General features: G+C 70.5%; 18 protein-coding genes. 4 read left to right on the top strand and 14 right to left on the bottom strand.

The features are described 5' to 3' along the window. Nucleotides 1-9 precede the first annotated feature (9 nt). Complete coding sequence (locus tag EXE47_RS00950; protein WP_137703497.1) at nt 10-696, bottom strand: hypothetical protein; 687 nt, start codon at nt 694-696, stop codon at nt 10-12. Between the two features lie 241 nt (nt 697-937). Here EXE47_RS00950 and EXE47_RS00945 point away from each other — a divergent pair, with 241 nt between their 5' ends. Continuing rightward, the gene (locus tag EXE47_RS00945) at nt 938-1,915 is read left to right on the top strand and encodes an IS1595 family transposase (RefSeq protein WP_137703498.1); all 978 of its coding nucleotides are present in this window, start codon (nt 938-940) and stop codon (nt 1,913-1,915) included. 107 nt (nt 1,916-2,022) lie between these two features. Here EXE47_RS00945 and EXE47_RS00940 read toward each other — a convergent pair whose 3' ends face one another. Beyond that, nucleotides 2,023-2,316 (bottom strand): 50S ribosomal protein L21e, encoded by a 294-nt coding sequence (locus EXE47_RS00940; RefSeq protein WP_049930420.1) that lies wholly within the window; start codon nt 2,314-2,316, stop codon nt 2,023-2,025. A gap of 195 nt (nt 2,317-2,511) precedes the next feature. Between EXE47_RS00940 and mptA the strand changes: the two genes are divergently transcribed. After that, nucleotides 2,512-3,438, top strand: a complete 927-nt coding sequence (gene mptA, locus EXE47_RS00935) for a GTP cyclohydrolase MptA (RefSeq protein WP_049930419.1) — start codon at nt 2,512-2,514, stop codon at nt 3,436-3,438. A 40-nt stretch (nt 3,439-3,478) separates the two neighbouring features. Here the strand turns inward: mptA and EXE47_RS00930 are convergent, their stop codons facing one another. The 3 genes from EXE47_RS00930 to EXE47_RS00920 all read right to left on the bottom strand — a co-directional run bounded on the left by EXE47_RS00930 (nt 3,479) and on the right by EXE47_RS00920 (nt 6,477). After that, nucleotides 3,479-4,285, bottom strand: a complete 807-nt coding sequence (locus EXE47_RS00930; RefSeq protein ID WP_049930418.1) for a TrmB family transcriptional regulator — start codon at nt 4,283-4,285, stop codon at nt 3,479-3,481. Between the two features lie 122 nt (nt 4,286-4,407). Further along, entirely contained in the window at nt 4,408-6,066 is a 1,659-nt protein-coding gene (locus EXE47_RS00925; protein WP_089308304.1) for a DUF255 domain-containing protein, read from the bottom strand. A gap of 189 nt (nt 6,067-6,255) precedes the next feature. Next, the gene (locus EXE47_RS00920; RefSeq protein ID WP_049930415.1) at nt 6,256-6,477 is read right to left on the bottom strand and encodes a hypothetical protein; all 222 of its coding nucleotides are present in this window, start codon (nt 6,475-6,477) and stop codon (nt 6,256-6,258) included. 305 nt (nt 6,478-6,782) lie between these two features. Between EXE47_RS00920 and EXE47_RS00915 the strand changes: the two genes are divergently transcribed. Both EXE47_RS00915 and EXE47_RS00910 read left to right on the top strand, forming a co-directional pair. Beyond that, nucleotides 6,783-7,904, top strand: coding sequence for an asparaginase (locus tag EXE47_RS00915; RefSeq protein ID WP_137707954.1), 1,122 nt, complete (start codon nt 6,783-6,785; stop codon nt 7,902-7,904). Nucleotides 7,905-8,011: 107 nt separating this feature from the next. After that, nucleotides 8,012-9,199 carry a hypothetical protein gene (locus EXE47_RS00910; protein ID WP_137707953.1) on the top strand — a complete coding sequence of 396 codons (1,188 nt, stop codon included), beginning with the start codon at nt 8,012-8,014 and terminating at the stop codon, nt 9,197-9,199. A gap of 30 nt (nt 9,200-9,229) precedes the next feature. On the opposite strand, the gene EXE47_RS00905 is transcribed toward EXE47_RS00910, so the two are convergent. From EXE47_RS00905 to cheB, 9 genes are all read right to left on the bottom strand, one after another. Beyond that, nucleotides 9,230-10,486 carry a carbohydrate kinase family protein gene (locus EXE47_RS00905; RefSeq protein ID WP_086215818.1) on the bottom strand — a complete coding sequence of 419 codons (1,257 nt, stop codon included), beginning with the start codon at nt 10,484-10,486 and terminating at the stop codon, nt 9,230-9,232. Next, a complete protein-coding gene (locus EXE47_RS00900) occupies nt 10,483-11,454 on the bottom strand; it encodes a ribose 1,5-bisphosphate isomerase (protein WP_086215819.1) in 972 nt (323 codons plus the stop codon). Before EXE47_RS00900 ends, EXE47_RS00905 begins: the two co-directional genes overlap by 4 nt. 59 nt (nt 11,455-11,513) lie before the next feature. Next, nucleotides 11,514-12,206 carry a class II aldolase/adducin family protein gene (locus EXE47_RS00895; RefSeq protein ID WP_137707952.1) on the bottom strand — a complete coding sequence of 231 codons (693 nt, stop codon included), beginning with the start codon at nt 12,204-12,206 and terminating at the stop codon, nt 11,514-11,516. Next, nucleotides 12,203-12,916: an HAD family hydrolase gene (locus tag EXE47_RS00890; RefSeq protein WP_137707951.1), complete on the bottom strand. Its 714-nt coding sequence runs from the start codon at nt 12,914-12,916 to the stop codon at nt 12,203-12,205. Before EXE47_RS00890 ends, EXE47_RS00895 begins: the two co-directional genes overlap by 4 nt. A 78-nt stretch (nt 12,917-12,994) precedes the next feature. Then, nucleotides 12,995-13,867 carry a CheF family chemotaxis protein gene (locus tag EXE47_RS00885; RefSeq protein ID WP_049930402.1) on the bottom strand — a complete coding sequence of 291 codons (873 nt, stop codon included), beginning with the start codon at nt 13,865-13,867 and terminating at the stop codon, nt 12,995-12,997. Next, nucleotides 13,868-15,082, bottom strand: coding sequence for a HEAT repeat domain-containing protein (locus EXE47_RS00880; RefSeq protein WP_049930400.1), 1,215 nt, complete (start codon nt 15,080-15,082; stop codon nt 13,868-13,870). Then, the gene (locus tag EXE47_RS00875; protein WP_049930399.1) at nt 15,082-15,900 is read right to left on the bottom strand and encodes a protein-glutamate O-methyltransferase CheR; all 819 of its coding nucleotides are present in this window, start codon (nt 15,898-15,900) and stop codon (nt 15,082-15,084) included. Before EXE47_RS00875 ends, EXE47_RS00880 begins: the two co-directional genes overlap by 1 nt. Then, nucleotides 15,897-18,293 (bottom strand): chemotaxis protein CheA, encoded by a 2,397-nt coding sequence (locus EXE47_RS00870; protein ID WP_137707950.1) that lies wholly within the window; start codon nt 18,291-18,293, stop codon nt 15,897-15,899. Before EXE47_RS00870 ends, EXE47_RS00875 begins: the two co-directional genes overlap by 4 nt. After that, complete coding sequence (cheB, locus tag EXE47_RS00865) at nt 18,293-19,387, bottom strand: chemotaxis-specific protein-glutamate methyltransferase CheB (RefSeq protein WP_176450746.1); 1,095 nt, start codon at nt 19,385-19,387, stop codon at nt 18,293-18,295. Before cheB ends, EXE47_RS00870 begins: the two co-directional genes overlap by 1 nt. Between the last annotated feature and the right edge of the window lie 43 nt (nt 19,388-19,430).

The following is a 19,430-nucleotide window of genomic DNA, read 5'->3' as shown; positions in this document are numbered from 1 at the left end:
CAGTCCGTTCTATTCTTTCGCTGTGTCCGTCTCGGACTCTTGCTCCGTTTCCACCTTTCGTAGAGTGTCGTTATCCCGTTCAAATTCGACACCCAAGAGATCTCGAAAGCGGTCTTCCAGCTCGGATTTCAGTTCAGGGACTTCATCCTCTGTTACCCTTTTCCAAGACTCATGCCATTGGTCAAGGTCGTGTGGGTCGCCTGGCGAACCGTCGTACGTCATATAAATCCTGAATGTTACAAATATGTCTCTCATTTCCTCGTTCAGTTCCTCGACTGTCTCACAGATTTGCGGGGGGAAGTATATCTTGTTCTTCATGTAGAAGTTGATGAACTGATTCCCTGACTCTGCTGCTATTTCCAGTTTCTCGTCTTTCGGTGGTTCATCTGATCGTTCCATTAGGTCTGTGAGACTCCGCATGTCCTCCTCGAACTCCACGAACCGCTCGTATAGCTCCGCAGTTATCTCCGCCCGTTGGGTATGTAGCTCGGAGAACTGTAGTTTGTCCTTCTCCAATTCGGTTTGATACCGATTCAGTTCTTTGTCGACCTCCGCCTGATACTTGCTCAACTCCTTGTCGAAGTGCTGGCTGATTAGATCCCTTGCCACCCACCCGACAACGGCGGCACCGAAAGCGAAAGCCCCGACCTCCTCGATGACGAACGTGAGGAAGTTCACCGCTGTATTGACAGCCATGCCTACAACTCACCACCGATGGCAAACTAACTTGGGGCGAGCGCAGAGACTGACGGAGCGTGATAGTCGGGTGAGCGACAACACCCACGGGCTGGCCTCCACCAGCCTTGCCTAAGACGGGGAGATACTATTAACCAACAACATCCGACAACCGCCGTTCTCGTTGGTTAAGATCATACGCTCTTATGTAGAAACGCGGAAAGCCCGTATAATTACACTCAGACAGTTCTAATCTGGCGATATGTCTTCCACTGGGTCAGCGTTCGGCGGGATGTTTCGGCAGCTAATCGAGCTCGGAGTTATCGAGATCAACACCGAGCCGCTCGATGCCCGCATCGAGCGGCGGCTCAAGCAGTTCTGGGAGAATACATCCTGTCCTCGCTGCGGTCACCAGAGCATTATGACGTGGGAAAAACACGACCGAGTTCGGTGTCGTAATTGCGAATTTAAGCCAGTATACACCCATGGAACGCCATTTCACGAGAAGCACCTCTCCTGCGGTGAGGTGCTTCTCGCTTTCACCCTCTACGCAGATACACTGCTGAGCATCAACCAGATTGCGCCGCTGCTCGGTCGTGCTTACAAAACCATTCACACGGCGATTCGGGAGGCGGAAGCCGCGGTTCAGCGCGGCTTCCCCCTCACCTGGGAACTGTTTAACCAGACCATCGATGGACCGACACAGGTCGACGAATCTGGCAAAGTCTGTTCTGGTTACAAAGGTCAAGAGCCGCCGCGAAACAGTCGTTCTCGCGGCGGCTCGTCGCGCACTGGCCGATCACGCTGGCGAGGGCGTCACGGTGACCAGCTGACGCTCGTCGCGGCGTGCCGCGACTCGCTTCGTGTGATTCGCGGACAGCGTGGGATCGACTACGAAGGCGATCTTGAGCCAGTGATTCAGGAAGCTGAAGACCTCTCCCAGCGGCTGGGAGAGGTCTGGACAGATGGACTCCAAGCGTACCGCGAGATGGATCGGGATCACCGAACGGTCGTCCACAAAGAGAGGTACGTATCGCCTGACGGAGTCCACATCAATCAGGCAGAATGCCTGTTTTCGCTTGTTCAACCGTGGCTGCGGAAGTTCCGCGGCCTGTCCAAGCAAGGCTTGGAACAGGCCGCTCATACATTCGGGATCATTAGATCGCTGAATCTCACAGGCGCATCCGTCGATATCACCATTGACTGCCTTGTTATGGGGGCTTTCCGTAGTTCTACATAAGAGCGAGATCATAGGCACACCCGTCTCTCTGAGCGCGGTGATCCGAGAAAAACAGCGGCGTTGAATACTAACGCGCAGTAACGGGATTCTCTTTGAAGATCGTCATCTCAGTTCTGCTGCGCCCGCATGTGAGCGGCGGTGACGATGAGCGTCTTCGTCTTGCCGCCGTCCGGAATCTCGACTTTGAACGCCGACCCCTGCTTGCCGATGACGGTGCCCGTCCGGCCGTCGAAGCGCGGGTGGAAGCGCCCCTTGGGGACGCTCGGGTCGATCTTGAGGTGGACCTGCGACCCCTCCTCGAACTCCTGGATCGCTCGCTGCGGCGGGGAGGTGCCGCGGTTGCGGGGCTTGTTCGAGAGCTTGTCGCGAGTCGCCTTCTGCGGCCCATTGGAACTCGGCATGGTCTTGGAACACCTTCCGCTGCCGCCGTTATAAATCGTGCGTTACGGCCCGCGGGGCGTGGAGGTCTCACACGCGCGGATCGGCGGTGCCCCTCACGTTTCGCGTCGTGCGCGGCCGGGACGCACGCGCGCGACTACCCGACGTACCTCCCCCTTCCGAAAGGGCTAATCCCGAGAGTCACTATCATGTTCGTAATGAGTCATCAGCTGCCGGACGTACAGGCCTCGGCCCCCGATGTCACCGTCGGGCTGTCGCAGGTCGGGGTCACCGGCGTGGAGAAGCTCGTGAAGCTGGCGCGCGGCGACAAACGGCCCATCGTCCTCATGGCGGAGTTCGAGGTGTTCGTCGACCTCCCGAGCGGTCGCAAGGGGATCGACATGTCGCGGAACCTCGCGACGGTCGACGAGATCCTCGAAGACATCACCCGCGAGGAGGCGTACCGCGTCGAGGACGTCTGCGGCGACGCCGCCGAGCGACTCCTCGAGAAACACGACTACACCACCACCGCCGAGGTGTCGATGACGGCGGAGCTCGTCACCCGCGAGAACACGCCCGCCTCCGACATCGAGACGCAGAGTACGGCGACGATCGTCGCCAGCGCCGAGGCGACCGAGGACGGCACGCGCGAGGAGATCGGCGCCGAAGTGACGGGGATGACCGTCTGCCCCTGCTCGCAGGGGATGAGCGAGTCGCGGGCCCGCGACAAGCTCGCCGAACTCGGCATCGACGAGGAGACGACCGAGGAGTTCTTGGACGCCGTCCCGCAGCCGGGCCACTCCCAGCGCGGCCACGCGACCCTGACGATCACGACCGACGGCCACCCCGACGTCGACCTCCGCGACGTGATCGACGTCGCCCGGGACTCGATGAGCGCGCGCATCTACAACATGGCGAAGCGGCCCGACGAGGACCACATGACCTACGAGGCCCACGCCGACGCGAAGTTCGTCGAGGACTGCGTCCGCGCGCTCGCCGAGGGCACCGTCGAGGAGTTCCCGCACCTCTCGGACGACGCCGTGATCCGCATGAAACAGTCGAACGACGAGTCGATCCACCAGCACAACGCCCACGCCGAACGCGAGGTCAGACTAGGCGACCTGCGCGGCGAACTCGGCCGGTAAGCGTCTCGCACCGCGCGCCGCGTCCCGTCTCGGTGTCAGCTCACCCGAACGTCAGCGGCTCCGCCTCCGCCCACCGCGGCTCGAACTGCTCTTTCACGCTCGTCGCGAAGTCGATGTCCTTGACGTCGATCATCGCGAACGGCTCGTCCGCCGACAGGGGGTGTGGCACCTCGATGCACACCTCGATCTCGTCGAACACGTTGAACGTCCCGTCCACGTTCGGCGACGTCCGGACCTCGAACCCGTCCATGTCGGCGAGTTCGGAGGTGTACCGGCTGCCAACGCTCCGCGGGAGCTCGTCGACCGTCGCCGGCGACAGCAGCACCCGGATCTCCACGCCGCGTTCGAGCGCGGACTCCAGCTCGGCGGTGACGCGCTCACCGATCGTGCCGAGGTCGAAGCCAGTCGCCGGCGCGCCCGCGACCACGACCACCCTGCGCTCCGCGGCGGCGATCCGCTCCAAGAGGAGGTCCGTCGCCTCCTCGGCCCCGACCGCCGCGGTCCAGAACTGGCCGTCGACCGGCTCGCCGGCGTCGAGCTCGGCGGAGAGGTCGTCGACCACCGACTCGTACTGCTCGGCCTGCGTCCGCAGCTCCTGTTTCTTCTCGTCGAGCAGGCGGTCCAACGCGGCGTCGGGCTCGACCGCGACGTACTTCTTCGGTCGGCTGGCGGCCTGACTGCGGACGAGGCTGTGCTGCTCTAAGCTGTTGAGCACGTCGTATATCCGCCCCATCGGGACCTCGCTGGCCCGAGAGAGGTCCTTCGCCGTCGTCGGACCGGTCCGGAGGAGCGCGCGGTACGCCCGGGCCTCGTACTCTGAGAGCCCCAGGTCGCGGAGAGATGCCATACCCGGGGATGCCGCGGCACCCGTATAAACGCGTCGCCCGTTTACGATCCGGACCGACCGATCGGGCGTCCTCGCCGCCACCGGCGCGACGCGGCGATTTTTGCCCGGCGTATCGGCGCGACTTACGCTAGGACGTCGCCGACGCGACGCATCAACTCGTCGGGCGTTTCCGCCGGCTCGGAGGTCTCGTCGCCCGCGAGGACGACCGCGGTTCCTTCCGGCACCGTCCGCGGCGCGGGCGCGTCGGCCTCGTGTGCGTTCGGTGCGATCACCTTCTCGTGGTCGGCGACCCGCCACGCGGCGCGGTGGAGGTCGCTCCCGGGCTCGGTCCCGACCGCGATGACGGTCGTGCCGCGCCGGAGCCGGGCGGCGAGGCTCCCGTACGCGGCGACCTGAACGCTCAGGCGCTCGGTCGCGCCGGCGAACGCCTCGGCCGTCTCGCGGGCGACCTCGCGGTAGCGGTCCTCGCCGGTGAGCGCCGCGAGGTCGAGGAGCGCCGTCGCCATCTCGACGTTGGCGTCGAGCGGGCGGAACGACCGGTCGAGCAGTCCCGCCCCCGAGCGCGGCCCGTCGACGAACGACCCCTCGACGTGGAGCCGGTCGATCGCTCGGTCCGCGACCGCGCAGGCCACGTCGGCCCCCTCGCCGCGGACGCCGGCAGCGCGGACGTACGCCCCGACCACGCGGGCGGCGTCCTCCAACAGGTCGGACTCGCCGGCCTCGTCGCTGCCGCGGTAGTGGGTGACCGCGCCGCTGTCGGCGTCGATCAGGTCGCGTTCGAGGCCGTCGAGGATCCGGTCGGCGTACTCGCGGGCCCCCTCGTCGTCGGTGTAGGCGGCCACCGCGAGCAGCGCGTCCGCGGCGAGCGCGTTGCCGCCGGCGAACACGGTCAGGTCGCGGCGGGGGTCGTCGAGGTCCGCGCGGTCCTCGGCGGGGGCGGCGTAGTAGGCGCGGCCGAGCCCGGGACCGAGGCTGCCGCCGACGCCGTAGCCGGTCCAGAGGTCGTCGGTGAGGAAGTCCACGGCGTCGAGCGCTGGGTCGAGGTACGCCTCGTCACCGGTGTAGAGGAAGGCGTTCGCGAACGCGCGGGTCACGGCGGCGTTTGTGTCGAGCGGCTTCTCGTAGGCGACGTCCCCCCAGTCGGACGTCCCCGCGTAGCGGAAGAATCCGCCGTCGACGTCGTCGGTGAGGTGGTCGCGGACCGCGTCGAGCGTCCGGAGCGCGCGGTTCCGGTCCCGCTTCAGCGCGAACTCGACGGTCCGCGGGAGCGGGAACTTCGCGTCTGTCCCCCAGCCGGCGTTCTCGGCGTCGTACTTCGCCTCTAGCTGCCCGGCGAGGTGGCTCTCTATCCCGTCGGTCACGTCGCCGCGGGGCGGCAGGTCGGCGTCGAGCGCCCGGGGGACGCGCCCCGCGTCGCGGCCCTTGTCGGTCCACATCTGTCGGACCGATTCGAGGACCTGCCGCATCCCGTCGACGTCGAGGTAGCCCGCGCCGGTCAGCAGTCTCCCCTCGGGCGTGAGGAAGGCGGTCGTCGGGAACCCGCCCATGTTGTAGCGCTCGCGCACCCGCGGGTGGCGGTCGACGTCGACGCGGAGGGGGACGAACCCCTCGTTGACGTTGGCAGCGATCCGCGGCTCCGCGTAGGTGATCGCGTCCATCTCGTGACAGCCCTCGCACCAGGTGGCCGACAGCGAGAGCAGCACCGGGCGGTCGCGCTCGTCGGCCTCGGCGAACGCCTCGGGGCCCCAGTCGCGCCACTCGACGCGGGTCTCGTCGCTCATACCCGCAGTCGGCCCGGGACGGGGGTAAGCGCTTCGAGAGCGGAACGGCGCGGCCTGAAAGCGCGCGGGGGCGGCCGGGAGGAGGGCCCGGAGATAGGAGAACGGCCCGGAGGAGGGCGGGAGGGCGCAGCGTCGGTGTCCACGCGACGCCTCGGCGGTCGGCGAGCGGTCGAGTCGGCGGCGGCGGTCTCAGCGCTTGTGGTCGTGACCGAGCGCGAGCGCGAGGGCGTTCGCGAACAGCAGGGCGACGAACAGCTGCCCGGTGCCGCCGTCGAGGCCCGCGTACAGGAGGGCGGGGTACGCGGCCGGGATGGCGATGGCCGCCCAGAAGGCGGCGGCTTTCACGGTGCCGGTCATCAGCCCGGCGAGCCGTTCGCCGGAGGCGATCTGCGTGGGAGCGGGGGTTGACATGGACACCTCTCCGTAGGAAGGGGGACCACATATAGCCCGACGAGGGTTCGACGAATTTCACCACGTTTCTCGGTCGGTTTGGACGTTTTAAAACCCGCTCAGAGATATTTTAACTGTTTATCGGCTCCGCTAATCCTTTGTTTCGAGATCTGTGCCGAACCGAGGGTTTCGGAGCGTCTGGGCCCGCGGAGCAGTCCGACCGCCGCGAGCCGCCGGTAGTCGACCCCGGTCGCGGTCCGGCGCGCGCCGAGCCGAGCGCCTGCCGCGGTACCAATCGCTTTGTCCGTCGGGGAGCGAGGACCGGTATGACCGAGACCGATCACCGCGACCGGCGCGGCGACTCGAACGGCCGGCGCGGCGGCACCGGAAGCGACCGAGAGCGACCCGCGGCGCGAACCGACGGCGGTCGCCCGGGCGTGGCGGTGGTGGCCTGCGGCGGCACTATCGCCTCGGAACCGGGCGAGGACGGTGCGGCGCCGGAGAAGACCGGCGACGACCTCGTGGCGGCGGTGCCGGCCGTGAGCGACCACGCGCGGGTGACGGCCAGAGAGGTCTGCTCGCGGCCGGGGTTCGACGTCCGGTGGCGCGACGTGCTCGCGACCGCGGCGGCGGCGCGCGAGGCGGTGGGCGAAGGCCCGGACCGGACGGGCGTGAGCGCGGACGAGGCTGCCGACAGCATCGTCGTCACCCACGGGACGGACACCCTGGCGGACACCGCGTTCGCGCTGGACCTCCTCACGGACCTCGACGCGCCGGTCGTCGTCACCGGCGCGCAGCGGCGGCTCGACGAGCCCTCCAGCGACGTACCGGCGAACCTCGCGCTCGCGGTTCGGGCGGCCGCGGACAGCCGGTTCTCGCGCGGCGTCCACGTCGCGTTCGACGACGAACTCCACGCCGCCCGCGACGTCGTGAAGGGCCACAGCAACGCGCTGTCGACGATGACCTCGCCGGGCGCGGGTCCGGTCGCGACGTTCACCCGCGCCGCCTCGCGCGTCGTCCGCACCCCCGAGCGCGGCGTCTCGGTCGATCCCCTCGCAGACGCCGTCGAGGGTGCTGAGGACGTGCCTGAGGTCCCGGTGATCCACTCGGGCACCGGCGTCGGTGCGGGCGCGCTCGAACACGCGCTCGACGCGGGGGTCGGCGGGATCGTCGTCGAGGGGACCGGTCTCGGGAACGTCACCGGGGCGCTCGGAGAGGCGATCGGCGAAGCGGTCGAGTCCGTGCCGGTCGTCGTGGCCGGGCGCCCGCCCGCCGGGCCGACGGAGCCGGTGTACGGGACCGCCGGCGGCGCCGTCACGCTCGCCGACCACGGCGTCACGTTCGCCGGCGACCTCCCGGCCCCGAAGGCGCGCGTCGCGCTCGCGCTCGGCCTCGCCGCCGACCTCGACGCCGAGGGGGTCGAGGCGCTGTTCGCACCGCCGGCGTAGGCCGGCCGGAACGCGTCCCGCGCTCCCGGACCGGCCGCGGACCGGTTGGTTAGACGCGCGTTTGCGTCTACAGGAGGGACTTACGTATCGACAGCGTACCGCGAGGTATGACTGGTCTCACGCGGCGAGCGGCCCTCCACGGCGTCGCCGTCGGAGGCGTCGCCGCGCTCGCGGGATGTACCGAGGCGGGCGACCCGATCCCGGGCGGAAACGGAACGGACGGCGGCGACCGACGCGACGGCGACGGTAACGCGAGCGACGGCGGGGACGGCGGCGACGGGGTGACGACGGCGGTTCAGCAGGTCGGCGCGGCCCTCTCCGGGCCGGCGTGGAACCGGAACGAGCGACGCGGGTTCTGCGCGCTGATCACCGAGGAGCACGGCGAGGGCACGGGGCTGTTCGACGACGCGCCCGAACGGGTCCGCGCGTTCGTCGAGGAGACCGACTTCGCGGCGTCGAGGCTCTGCTACGTCGAGTCCGTCGGGCCGGACACCTGTCACGACGAGATCGCGTTCGGCGGGGTCGCGGTCGAGGACGGCACCCTCGTCGCGAACGCGACGGTTCAGGGGCCGGGGGGCGACGATGTCACCTGCGGCGAGGCGATCACCTACTCGGCCGCGCTGCTCCGGGTCACGAGCGATCCCCTCCCCCGGGCGGCGCGGCTCTCGGTCACCGACGGCTGGGGCGAGACCGGGACGGTGCGCGACGCCGACGGAATCCGCGACCCGGAGGGGCTCGCCGGGGAGATCCGACCCGACCACGGGCCGTCGAACGTCCCCGCCTCGTTCGACTGCGGCGCGGAGGGGGCCGAGCGTCACCCACAGCTCTACGAGGGCGGCGTCAACTGGGGCGGCGCGGGCGGGGTCGGCACTAGCGCCGGCGGCGACGGCCCGCTCGCGCTCCGCGTTGTGATCCCCGGCGACGACGCCCCCGGGTCCGATCCGCTCGCGATCGGCCGCGGGACTGCGTTCCGGATCGAACTGACGAACGTCTCCGGTCGCACGGCGTACGTCGGTAGTCGCGGGCAGTACAACCTGGAGATCCTGACCGAGGCGGGCTGGACCGAGCTCCGCGCGACGGAGGGCGACCCCGCCGTCGGCTACGACGACGTGGCGATCGGCGTCCCGCCCGGGGGGACGCTGACGTGGGAGTTCGAGATGAGCGAGTCCGGGCTCGTCGGGGACGGGCCGCAGGCGGACGCGTTCCGGGTCTGTCCGGACCTCGTTCCCGGCCGCTATCGGTTCGTCTTCTTCGGCGCCGACGACCTCGCCGTCGCGTTCGACTACGAGGACTGACGCGGCGGCCCGGCGTCAAACCGCGGCGTCTCAGCCGCGGACCTCGATGAGGAGGTCCGTCTCGGGCGACTCGCCCATCCGGTCCCGCACGCGGTCCCACGAGAGGTCCGTGCGCGCGGTCACCGACTCGGTGGCGACCGCGCCGCAGGCGTTGCCGACCAGGATCGGGACCTGGTAGTCGCGCGGGTCGTGCGAGAACCCGTCGCCGGTGATCTCCGGCTCCCGCAGCGCGGCCGCGAGGAACCCGGCCGCGAAGGCGTCGCCGGCGCCGGTCGTGTCGACCGGGTCGACGTCGAACCCGGGGTGCGAGACGCTGCCGTGCGGCGTCCGCACCGTCGCGCCTTCGTCGCCGAGCTTGATCGCGACGACGCGGTCCTCCGGCTCCCACGGATCGACGTCCGTGGCCGCCGCGAGCGCGTCGGCCTCCCGGTCGTTCACGAAGAGCACGTCGCTCGCGTGGAGCGCGGCGTCGAACTCCCGGTCCGCGACGCGGCGCCCGGGGTCGAAGCTCCGGGTCGCACCCGCCTCGGCGGCCGCGGTCGCGAGCGCCGCGGCGGTCTCGGGCTGCTGGCCGGTGAGGTGGAGGTGGTCGGCGGCTGCGAGTGTGTCGCGGTCGAGCCCGGCCGCGGAGAACGACTCGTTCGCGCCGTCGTTCGCGAGCATGAGCAGCTCGCCGCCGCCGTCGACGATGACGTACTTCACCGAGGTCGGCTCGGCGGCGTCGACGAGTACCTGGCCGGGATCGACGCCGGCGCTGGCGAGCTCGCGCAGCGCCAGCGCGCCCGACTCGTCACCGCCGACGCTGCCGTAGACGACCGACTGGCCGCCGAGGTCGACGAGCCCGACCGCGACGTTCGCGGCGCTGCCGCCGCCGGACTGTTCGAGCCGGTCGATCCGCGTCTCGCCGTCGGGCTCGGGGAGGCGGTCGACGTGGATCGTCACGTCCCAGTTGATGTGGCCCGCCGAGACGACCTTCGGGACGCGGTCGGCGTCGTCGGGGTTCAGGTCGGGGTCGCGGTCGACCGACGGGTCGACCCCGTCGCCGGCGGGGGGCGCACCGCCGTCGGCGGCCTCGTTCCCCGCGCCGTCGTTCCCCGCGCCGTCGTCGGCTGCCCCGTCGGTCGCGGTGCCGCCGTCGCCGTCCCCTCGATCCTCGGAACCTTCGCCCTCCCACTCGTCGACCTCGCGGCCCCACGCCGCGACCGTCTCGTCCCAGTCGTCGACGCCCTCGCCGTCGCCAGGTTCGGACGCGATGTCGTCGTCGCCCGCGCCGTCGCGTCCGCTCATGGTTCCGCCCACGGCTCGGCCGCGCCCTCGCCGAACAGCTCCCGCATCAGCGTCACGATGCTCTCGGGCGGGAACTGCCCCTGCTCGGTGACGATCGCGTCCATGTACCGCGGCGGCGTCACGTCGAACGCTGGGTTCTCGACCGCGATCTCACCGATCTCCCCGCGGGTCTCGGCGTCGATGACCTCGCTCTCGTCCCGCATCTCGATCTCGACGGTGTGGCCCGTCAGCGTCTCCGGGTGGAGCTTGATCGTCTGTGCCGCGGTCATGATCGGGACGCCGCGTTCGCGGGCGTTGACCGCGAGCCCCGAGGTGCCGATCTTGTTGATGACGCCGCCGTCGGCGGCGATCGAGTCCGCGCCGACGACGACGTGGTCGACCTCGTCGAGGTACCGCCGCGCCGCGGAGTCGACGATGAGCGTGACGGGGACGCCCGCGTCGCGGAGCTGTTCGGCGGTGATGTGGCCCTGCTGGCGCGGGCGCGTCTCCTTGACGACCGCCGAGATCGACTTCCCCTGCTCGACGGCCGCCTCGATACACGCGAGCGCGTCGGTGGAGTGGCAGTGGGTCATCACCGTGTCGCCGTCGGCGAGGCGGTTCGCGCCGACCCGCCCGAGGTCCTCCTGCGCGCGGTCGAGCTGACGGACGAACGCCTCGCTCGCGTCGGCGACGCTCAGGCGGAGTCGGTCGACCGAGTCGCCCTCCATCCGCTGGAGGACGTATCGGAGCGCGTTGGGCAGCGACACCGCGGTCGGGCGCGTCTCGCGGAGCGTGCGGGCCGCGGCGCGCATCGACGCGCGGAACGCCGCGGGGTCGCTCGCGGTCGCGTCCGCCGCGGCCGCCGCCTCCGCCTGCTCGGCGAGGGCCTCGGCGGCCGCGGAGGCGATGGTCGCCGCGCCGCGGATCTCCATCGTCGCGATCGACTCGGCGGTCTCACGGACCGCCGGCGCCGGCTCCGTGTCTGTCATACCGATCCGGTAGCCGCCCGTGTATTTATAAAACCGGCCGACTGCCGGCGCCGCCGCCCCTACTCCGCGTCCGGCTGCTGGCCGTAGCTCTCGAACCGCTCCTCGACGGTCGCCATCTGCTCGTCGGTGAGGACGTGCGGCTCGCCGACCGCGGACGCGCGCAGGTAGAGCCGGCAGATGTCCTCGACGTGGCGGGTGTTCTCGACCGCCGTCTCCACGTCCGGGCCGGTGACGACGAGCCCGTGGTTCGCTAAGATTGCGGCGTCGGAGTCCGCCTCGGCCATCGCGGCGACGACGTTCGCGGCCAGCTCCTCGGTCCCGTACGGCGCGTAGTCGGCCAGCGGCACCTCACGGCCGACCGCGGCGATCATGTAGTGGACCGGCGGGAGCTTCCGGCCGAGCGTCGCCATCGTCGTCGCCCACGGCGAGTGGGTGTGGACGATCGCGCCCGGCCGGTCGTGCCCGTAGATGCCCGTGTGCATCGGCACTTCGCTCGACGGCGCCATGCGCCCGGCGAGCCGCTCACCGTCCAGCGACACCACGGGCACGTCCCCCGCGTCGAAGGAGTCGTAGGGGACGCCGGTGGGCGTGACCGCCACCGCGTCGCCGTCGCGGACGCTCAGGTTTCCGGTCCGGCCGGGCGTCAGATCGGCGAGCGCCGGCGCGTACTCGGCGACCGCGTCGCGCGCCTCGCGCAGGAGGTCGGGGTTCGCTCCCGGCTCGGGGTCTCCCCCGGCGTCGTCGCGGGTCACGCCGCCACCTCCGTCAACTCGGTGAGCGCGTCGAGCCGACGGTCGGGGCGCTGCCGCGCCGAGAGGTCCGCCTCGGCGGGCGCGTCGCCGTCGGCGACGAAGAGGGCGGTGTCGAGACCGACCGCGTTCGCGCCGGCGACGTCCGTCTCGGGGTTGTCGCCGACCGCCAGCGCCTCGCTCGGCCGGCGGTCCAGCTCGGCGAGCGCGGTCGTGAACGGGAGCGCGCTCGGCTTCTCGCGGCCGACCTCCTCGGAGGTGACGAGCAAGTCGATCCGGTCGTCGACCCCGAGCGCCGTGAGCTTGCGCAGCTGGATCCGCGTCGTGAGGTTGGTCACGACCGCGACGTCGATCCCGGCCGCGTCGAGCGCGTCGAAGGCCGGTTCGACGCCGTCGCAGGGCGACATCTCCGCGAGGAATCCGTCCCAGTAGGCGTCGCCGGCCGCCAGCGCGGCCGCGACGTCCGGCTCGCCGGAGCGACGGTACAGCCCGCGCTTGAAGTAGACGTGCCGGTCGTGGCAGGCGGCGGTGGTTCGCGTCTCGCGTTTCGCCTCCCGTCGACCGGTCGCGTAGAGGTCGTCAAACGCCGCGCGGTCGAGCTCGTACCCGCGCTCGCGGAGGGCGTCGAGCGCGGCCCGCTTGCCCGCCTCGTTACAGGGGGCGTACGGGTACAGCGTGTTGTCGAGGTCGAAGAGGACCGCCTCGTAGCTCATGTGCGGACTCGACGCGGCACCGACTTAACTGTGATTCGACGCGGCGACACCGCGCGGTCGAGAAGCGGAGACCGCGCCTCACTGCTCGTTCATCGCCTCGCTGGCGATGTTGCGGCCGCGGGAGTTGAGCGCCACCTCGCGGCGGATCCGGACCTCCTCGACCACTTCGAGCTCGACCAGCCGCTCAAACGTCTCCTCGACGTCGTCGACGTCCATCCCGAGGAACGAGGGGATCTCGAACGGCGAGACGCCGGAGTACAGCGCCATCAGCACCTCGCGGTCGCGGCTGGAGAGGTCGACGTTCGTCGACGACCGCTCCTCGCCCTTCCGGAGCCACGACTCGACGAACCGCATCCGGCTCGGGTCGCCAGCGACGTGCGTCTCGATGCTCGTCCCCTCGTCGTCCGTGTGCGACACCTCGATGACGGGCTTTTTCTCGCCGTTCACCGTGCGCTTCGCGGCGTCGAGCCCGCTGATGTCGTCGAGGTCGAACTTCACGAACGCGCCGCGCTCCAAGGCGGCGTTGAGCCCGTTCTCGTCGATCTTCACGCGGGCCTGCTCCCACTCGGTGTCCTGGACGACGCCCCCCTCGATCGCGGGGTGTTTCGCCATCACGGTCTTCTGGTCAAGCAGGGCGCGGTAGACGTCGCGCTCGAACGACTCGTGGTCGGAGGCGGCGACGAGCATGACCTGATCGCCTAAGTCGAAGCTCACGTAGTTGGAGACGCGCGCGACGGACTGGTTCGCGTCGTGGCGGCCGCCGAGCCGCTCCAGCTTCGACAGCGGAATCGTCCGCTTCCCGTCGTTGCCGGCCAGGATTAGCCGCCGGTTCGAGAGCAGGACGCGCCCGGGCGTCCACGAGACGTCGCTCACCTTCCGCCCCTCGCGGACCGCGACCGCGAACTTCGCCTGCGTGTCGGTGATCTTGTACTCGCCCTGGTCCTGCGCCATTTACGGACCCCCCGCGCGGAGCTTCGAGACGGCCGAGAACACGCGCTTCCTGACGGCCTGACTGTCGTCGTCCGCGTACTCTTCCAAGCGGTTGAGCGTCTCCTGTCCGCCGATCTGTCCGAGGACGAACACCGCCTTCGCGCGGGCGTCCTCCGGGTGTTCGGGGCTCAGCTTGTCGAGCAGACGGTCCTCGACGACCGGCCCGCCGAGGCTCTTGAGGCTCGTGGCCGCGAACTGCGCGGTCTGCGGGTCGTCGTCCGCGAGCGCGTCGGCGAGCGCCTCCACCGCCGTCGACGCGTCCGGGTCCGCCACCCGGCCGAGGATCCACGCCGCGTTCCGCCGCTGGCGGCTCTGCTGGCCGTCGGTGAGGATCTCGACGAGCGGCTCGACGACGGTCGCGTCGTCGGCCGCCTTCAGCTCCGAGACCACCTGGTCGCGGACCGCGTGGCTCTGTTGGGTGGGCACGTTCGAGAGCAGCTCGATCACCGAGTACACCGCCGCGTTGCGCACGACCGCGCTCTCGTCGCCGAGCGCCCGCGCGAGCGGCTCGACCGGTTCGGGCGTGCTCGCCTTCCCGAGGGCCCCGGCCGCGATCCGGCGGATCGACTCGTCGCCGTCGTCGAGCAGGTCCAACAGCGGCGACAGCGCCTCGTCGGTGCCGATCGTCCCCAGCGCGTTGGCCGCGGCGCGGCGCACGCGCGGGTCGTCGTCGTCCAGCCGCTCGCGGAGGCCGGGGACCGCTCGGGCGTCCGCGAAGGTCCCGCAGGCCTGCGCCGCGCGGAGCCGGACGCGGGCGTCCTCGTCGTCGAGCGCGCCGACGAGCGGCTGGACCCCGCTCGCGTCGTCGAGCCGCCCGAGCGCGTTCGCTGCCGCCATCCGGAGCTCCGGGCGGTCAGCCTTCAGCGCGCGGGCGAACTTCCGCGCGGTGACCCACTCGGCCTCGGCGTCGCCGCCGCCGCCCGTGAGCTCCTCAAGGAGCTGTTGGAGCGCTTCCTCGCCGATCGCGTCGAGCGCGTCGACCGCCGACCCGCGGACCTCTGGGTCGTCGTCCGTCGTCGCCGCGCGGAGCAGCCCGTCGACCGTCGCCTGATCGCTCTCCTCGCCGACTTCGCCGAGGAACTCCGCCGCCCGCCGCCTGACGGCCGCGCTGTCGCTGCCGAGCGCGTCCCGGAGGCGCTCCGCGTTCCCGTCCCGGGCGTGCTGGTACAGCGACATCAGCGCCTCCCGAACACCCGTCGTCGCTTGTCGATCGGTTCGTAGCGGTCGGTGCGGTCCGGGGGGACGCTCTCCGTCATCCCCAACACTAAGACGCCGTCGTCCGCCAGCGACGCCTCCAGCGTGTCGAACAGGGCGGCCTTGTGGTCCACGTCGATGTAGATCAGCAGGTTCCGGCACAGCACCACGTCGAACGGGTCGCGGGCGCCGTCGCGGATCAGGTCGTGCGTCTCGAAGTCGACGAGGCGCTTGACCGCCGGGCGCACCTGAAACGTGTCCTCGTCGCGCTCGACGTACTTGTCGGGGTCGGAGAGCGGCTCCAGCTCCTCGGCGATGTCCGTTGTGCGCGTCGTGTGGTAGACGCCCTCGCGGGCGTTTTCGAGGGCTTCCTCGCTGATGTCGGAGCCGAGCACCTCGATCCGCGACTCGTCGATCTCCGGGTCGTCCCGGGCCAGCATCGCGACGGAGTACGGCTCCCGGCCGTCCGCCGAGGGCGCGGACCAGACGCGGACGCGCCGCTGGTCTGCGGTCCGCTCGCGGAGCACGTCCCGGAGCACGTCCCACATCTCCGGGTTTCGGAAGAACTCCGTCACGTTGATCGTGAGCGCGTCCATCAGCGCCTGCCGCTCGTCGGCGTCCTCGCGGAGTATCCGCTCGTACTCGGCGTGCGACTCCGTGTCGCGCCGCCGCATCCGCGCCGTGATCCGGCGGTCGAGGTACGACTCGTTGTAGTACCCCGGCTCGAACGGCACCGTGTCGTCGATCTGCCGGAGGACGCCTTCGAACGCCGTCTCGCCGTCGTCCGCCGACCCGCTCATAGGCTCACCACGTCGAGGACGGCCACGACGTCCCCGTCCCCGAGGACGGCCGTGCCGCTGAGGCCCGGCGTCCCCGAGAGCGGGCCGTCGAGGGGTTTGACGACCACTTCCTCCTGGTCTAGCACCGCGTCGCAGTGGAGCGCGACCTTGCGCGTCTCCTCGCGGATCCGGACGAGCATGCCGTCGTCGCTCGGGCCCTCGCCGGACCCGTCGGGCGCCGCGGGGTCGGCCGGGACGAACCCGTCGTCTCCCGGCTCGTCGGCCGCGACGCCGCCGTCGGCGGCTGGCGTCTCGGTCGGCCGTTCCGCCGCGGTCGGATCGATCTCGCCGAGACGTTCGTTCAGCCGGACGACGGGGTAGAGGTCGTCCTCGTGTCTGACGACCTCGTCGCCGTGGACCTCCTCGACGTCGTCGGCGCGGGCGACCTCCGCGATCGACTTGATCGGGATGCCGTACTCCGTGCCGCCCACGTCGACGAACATCACCTTCACGATGGCGACGGTGACCGGGAGCCGGAACCGGACCGTGCTCCCCTCGCCGGGCTCGCTCTCGATCGAGACGGAGCCGTCGAGGTCGCGCGCGGTCGTCCGGACCACGTCCATCCCGACCCCGCGGCCGGAGACGTCGGTGACCTCCTCCGCGGTCGAGAAGCCGGGGTGGAAGACGAGGTCGTACACCTCGTCGTCCTCCATCGCCTCGACCGCCTCGCGGCTCTTGACGTCCTCGTCGACCGCCTTCTCGCGGAGCTGGTCGGGGTCAAGCCCGCCGCCGTCGTCCGACACCTCGATGATCACGTGGTCGCGCTCGCGCTCCGCCGTGAGCGACACGTGGCCGGTCGGGTCCTTGCCGGCCGCTTCGCGCTCCTCGGGCGACTCGATCCCGTGGTCGACCGCGTTCCGCAGGACGTGGACGAGCGGGTCGCGCATCTCCGTGAGGATCGTGCGGTCCAGCTCGACGTCGTCGCCCTCGATCTCGAAGTCGATCCGCTTGTCGAGGTCCCGCGAGATGTCGCGGACGAGCCGCGGGAACGAGTCGGACACCTGCGAGAACGGGATGAGCCGCATGTCCATCGCCGTGTCTTGGAGGCTGGAGGCGAGCTTGTCGAGCTCGTCTAAGGCGTCCGACTCCGCGTCCGTCCCCTCGATCTCGCGGCGGAGCTTGATCCGGCTCGTCACCAGCTGCTCGACGAGCCCGTACAGCTCGTCGACCTGATCGACGTCGACGCGGATCGACTTGATCTCGTCGCCGGACTTGGAGTCGGTCCCGCCGGCGGACCCGGAGTCGTCCGACGGCGAACTGGAGTCGTCCGACGGCGAACTGGAGTCGTCCGACGGCGAACTGGAGTCGTCCGACGGCGAACTGGAGTCGTCAGCGGACGGCTCGGCTTCGCCGTCGTCGTCGGACTGGTCGGGCTCGTCGTCCGCGTCGGCCGCGGCCGGCTCCGCCGCGCCTTCGGCGTCGATCTCGCCCGAGTCAGCGTCGCCGGGGTCGGCGGGTTCGGGCCCGGCGTCGCCCGACTCGGCGGCTGACTGCTCGGGGGCCGCCGATTCGGCGTCCGGGTCGCTCGATTCGACCTCGGCGGCGTCGCCGCCGCCGACCGCGGCCGCCGTCACCGCCTCGACCTGCGTGAGCGCCCGGAGCCCCTCGGCGACGACCTCGGGGTCGGCGCCGCCGACGAAGGCGTCGAACCCCTCGTCGTACTCGCCGTCCTCCAGCGCCTCGGGCGCGGGATCGGTGACGTGCCCGTCGAACTGCTCGTCGAGGGCTTGGAGGACGAGCGCCGCGTCGACGCCCGGCATCTGGGCCTCGCCGATCGTCACGTCCGCGTACGCGACCGGGTCCGGGAGGTCGTCCGCGGCCGCCGGCGGCTCCGGCACCGAGATGTCGGGGGCCTCCCCGTCCGCGTCGGCTTCGGTTCCGCCATCATCGTCACCGCCGGCGTCGCCTTCGTCGGCCGCGGCATCGCCGGCGCCGCCGGCCGAATCGCCGTCTCCGCCGGCGTCGCTCCCGCCGACGGTGCCGTGCTCCTCCATCTCGCGCAGGCGCGATTCGAGGTCGGAGGGGTCCGTCGACACCTCGCCGGTGTCGGCGATCTCGTCGACCATCGCCTCGACGGTGTCGACCCCCTCGAAGAGGAGGTCCATCAGCTCGGGCGTCACCTCGCGCTCGCCCTGTCGGACCGCGTCGAGCAGGTCTTCGAGGGCGTGCCCGAAGTCGGAGACGCCCTCGTACCCCATCGCCGCGGCGTTGCCCTTCAGGGTGTGAGCGACGCGGAACACGTCGTCCATCGCCTCGGCGTCCTCGGGGTCCGCTTCGAGCGCGAGCAGGGCGTTGTTGAGGTCGGTGATCCCGTCTTCGGCCTCGGCGACGAACGCGGCGCGGTGGGAGTCCATCAGGCCTCACCCCCCACTATCGCGCCGGCGACGTCGTCGAGGTCGCACACCGCGTCGACGCCGCCCGTCTCGACGGCGCGCTTCGGCATGCCGTAGATGACGCAGGTGTCCTCGCTCTGCGCTAGCGTGTACGCCCCGGCGTCGGCCATCGCGCGGATCCCCTCGGCCGCGTCCGAGCCCATGCCGGTCAGCACGACGCCGACGAGCGGGTCGTCGATCACCTCGGCCGCGGAGCGCATCGTCACGTCCGCCGCGGGGGTGACAGTGTGGGAGTCGTCGTCTTCGTCGAGCTTCACCCGGAGCCGCCCCGACCGGTAGCTGTCGATGCGTGTGTGGCTTCCGCCGCGGGCGACGAGCGCCTCGCCGGCGCCGATCCGGGCGCCGTCGCTCGCCTCCCGCACGTCGTACGCTGAGGCCTCGTCGAGCCGGTTCGCGAACCGCGAGGTGAACGCCTCGGGCATGTGCTGGACGATCACCACGCGGCAGTCCGCCATCGGCAGCGCCGACAGCACGCGCTCGACTGCGTTCGGGCCGCCGGTCGAGGCCGCGATCACGACCGTCAGCGGGCCGTCGACGTCCGCGGCGTCCGCCTCCGACGCGGCGCCCGGCGAGCGCGACGCCGCGGCGCTCGGATCGTCACGCTCGCGGGTCGCGGCGTCGAGGTCGGCGTCCGCAACCGAGCGCACCGCCTCGACGAGCCGGTCCGACTCCCGCGAGACGCCGGTAGACACCTCGCCGCCCGGCTTCGCGAAGAAGTCGACCGCGCCCCGGTCGAGCGCCTCGAAGGTGACTTCTGCCCCCTCGTCCGTGTGCGCGGACAGCATCAACACCGGCGTCGGCGTCTCCTCCATCAGGCGCTCGACGGCTTCGAGCCCGCCCATTCCGGGCATCTCGACGTCCATCGTCACGACGTCGGGGCGCGTCTCGGCCACCACCGAGAGCGCCTCCTCTCCGTCCCCCGCCTCGCCGACGACCGCGACCCCGGCGTCGCTCAAGAGGTCGCTTATCAATCCCCGCATGAACGGAGAATCGTCGACGACCACCACCCGCGGCGACCCGTCCCGACCGCCGCGCCGATCCGTCGTCCTGCTCATACTCCACAGCGCGCCCAGAATCAGCATAAATCCACGGACCCAG

Origin of the sequence: Halorubrum sp. GN12_10-3_MGM (assembly GCF_005435235.1) — an archaeon.
Classification (GTDB): domain Archaea; phylum Halobacteriota; class Halobacteria; order Halobacteriales; family Haloferacaceae; genus Halorubrum; species Halorubrum ezzemoulense.
This window is presented reverse-complemented; position numbering and strand designations above follow the sequence as displayed.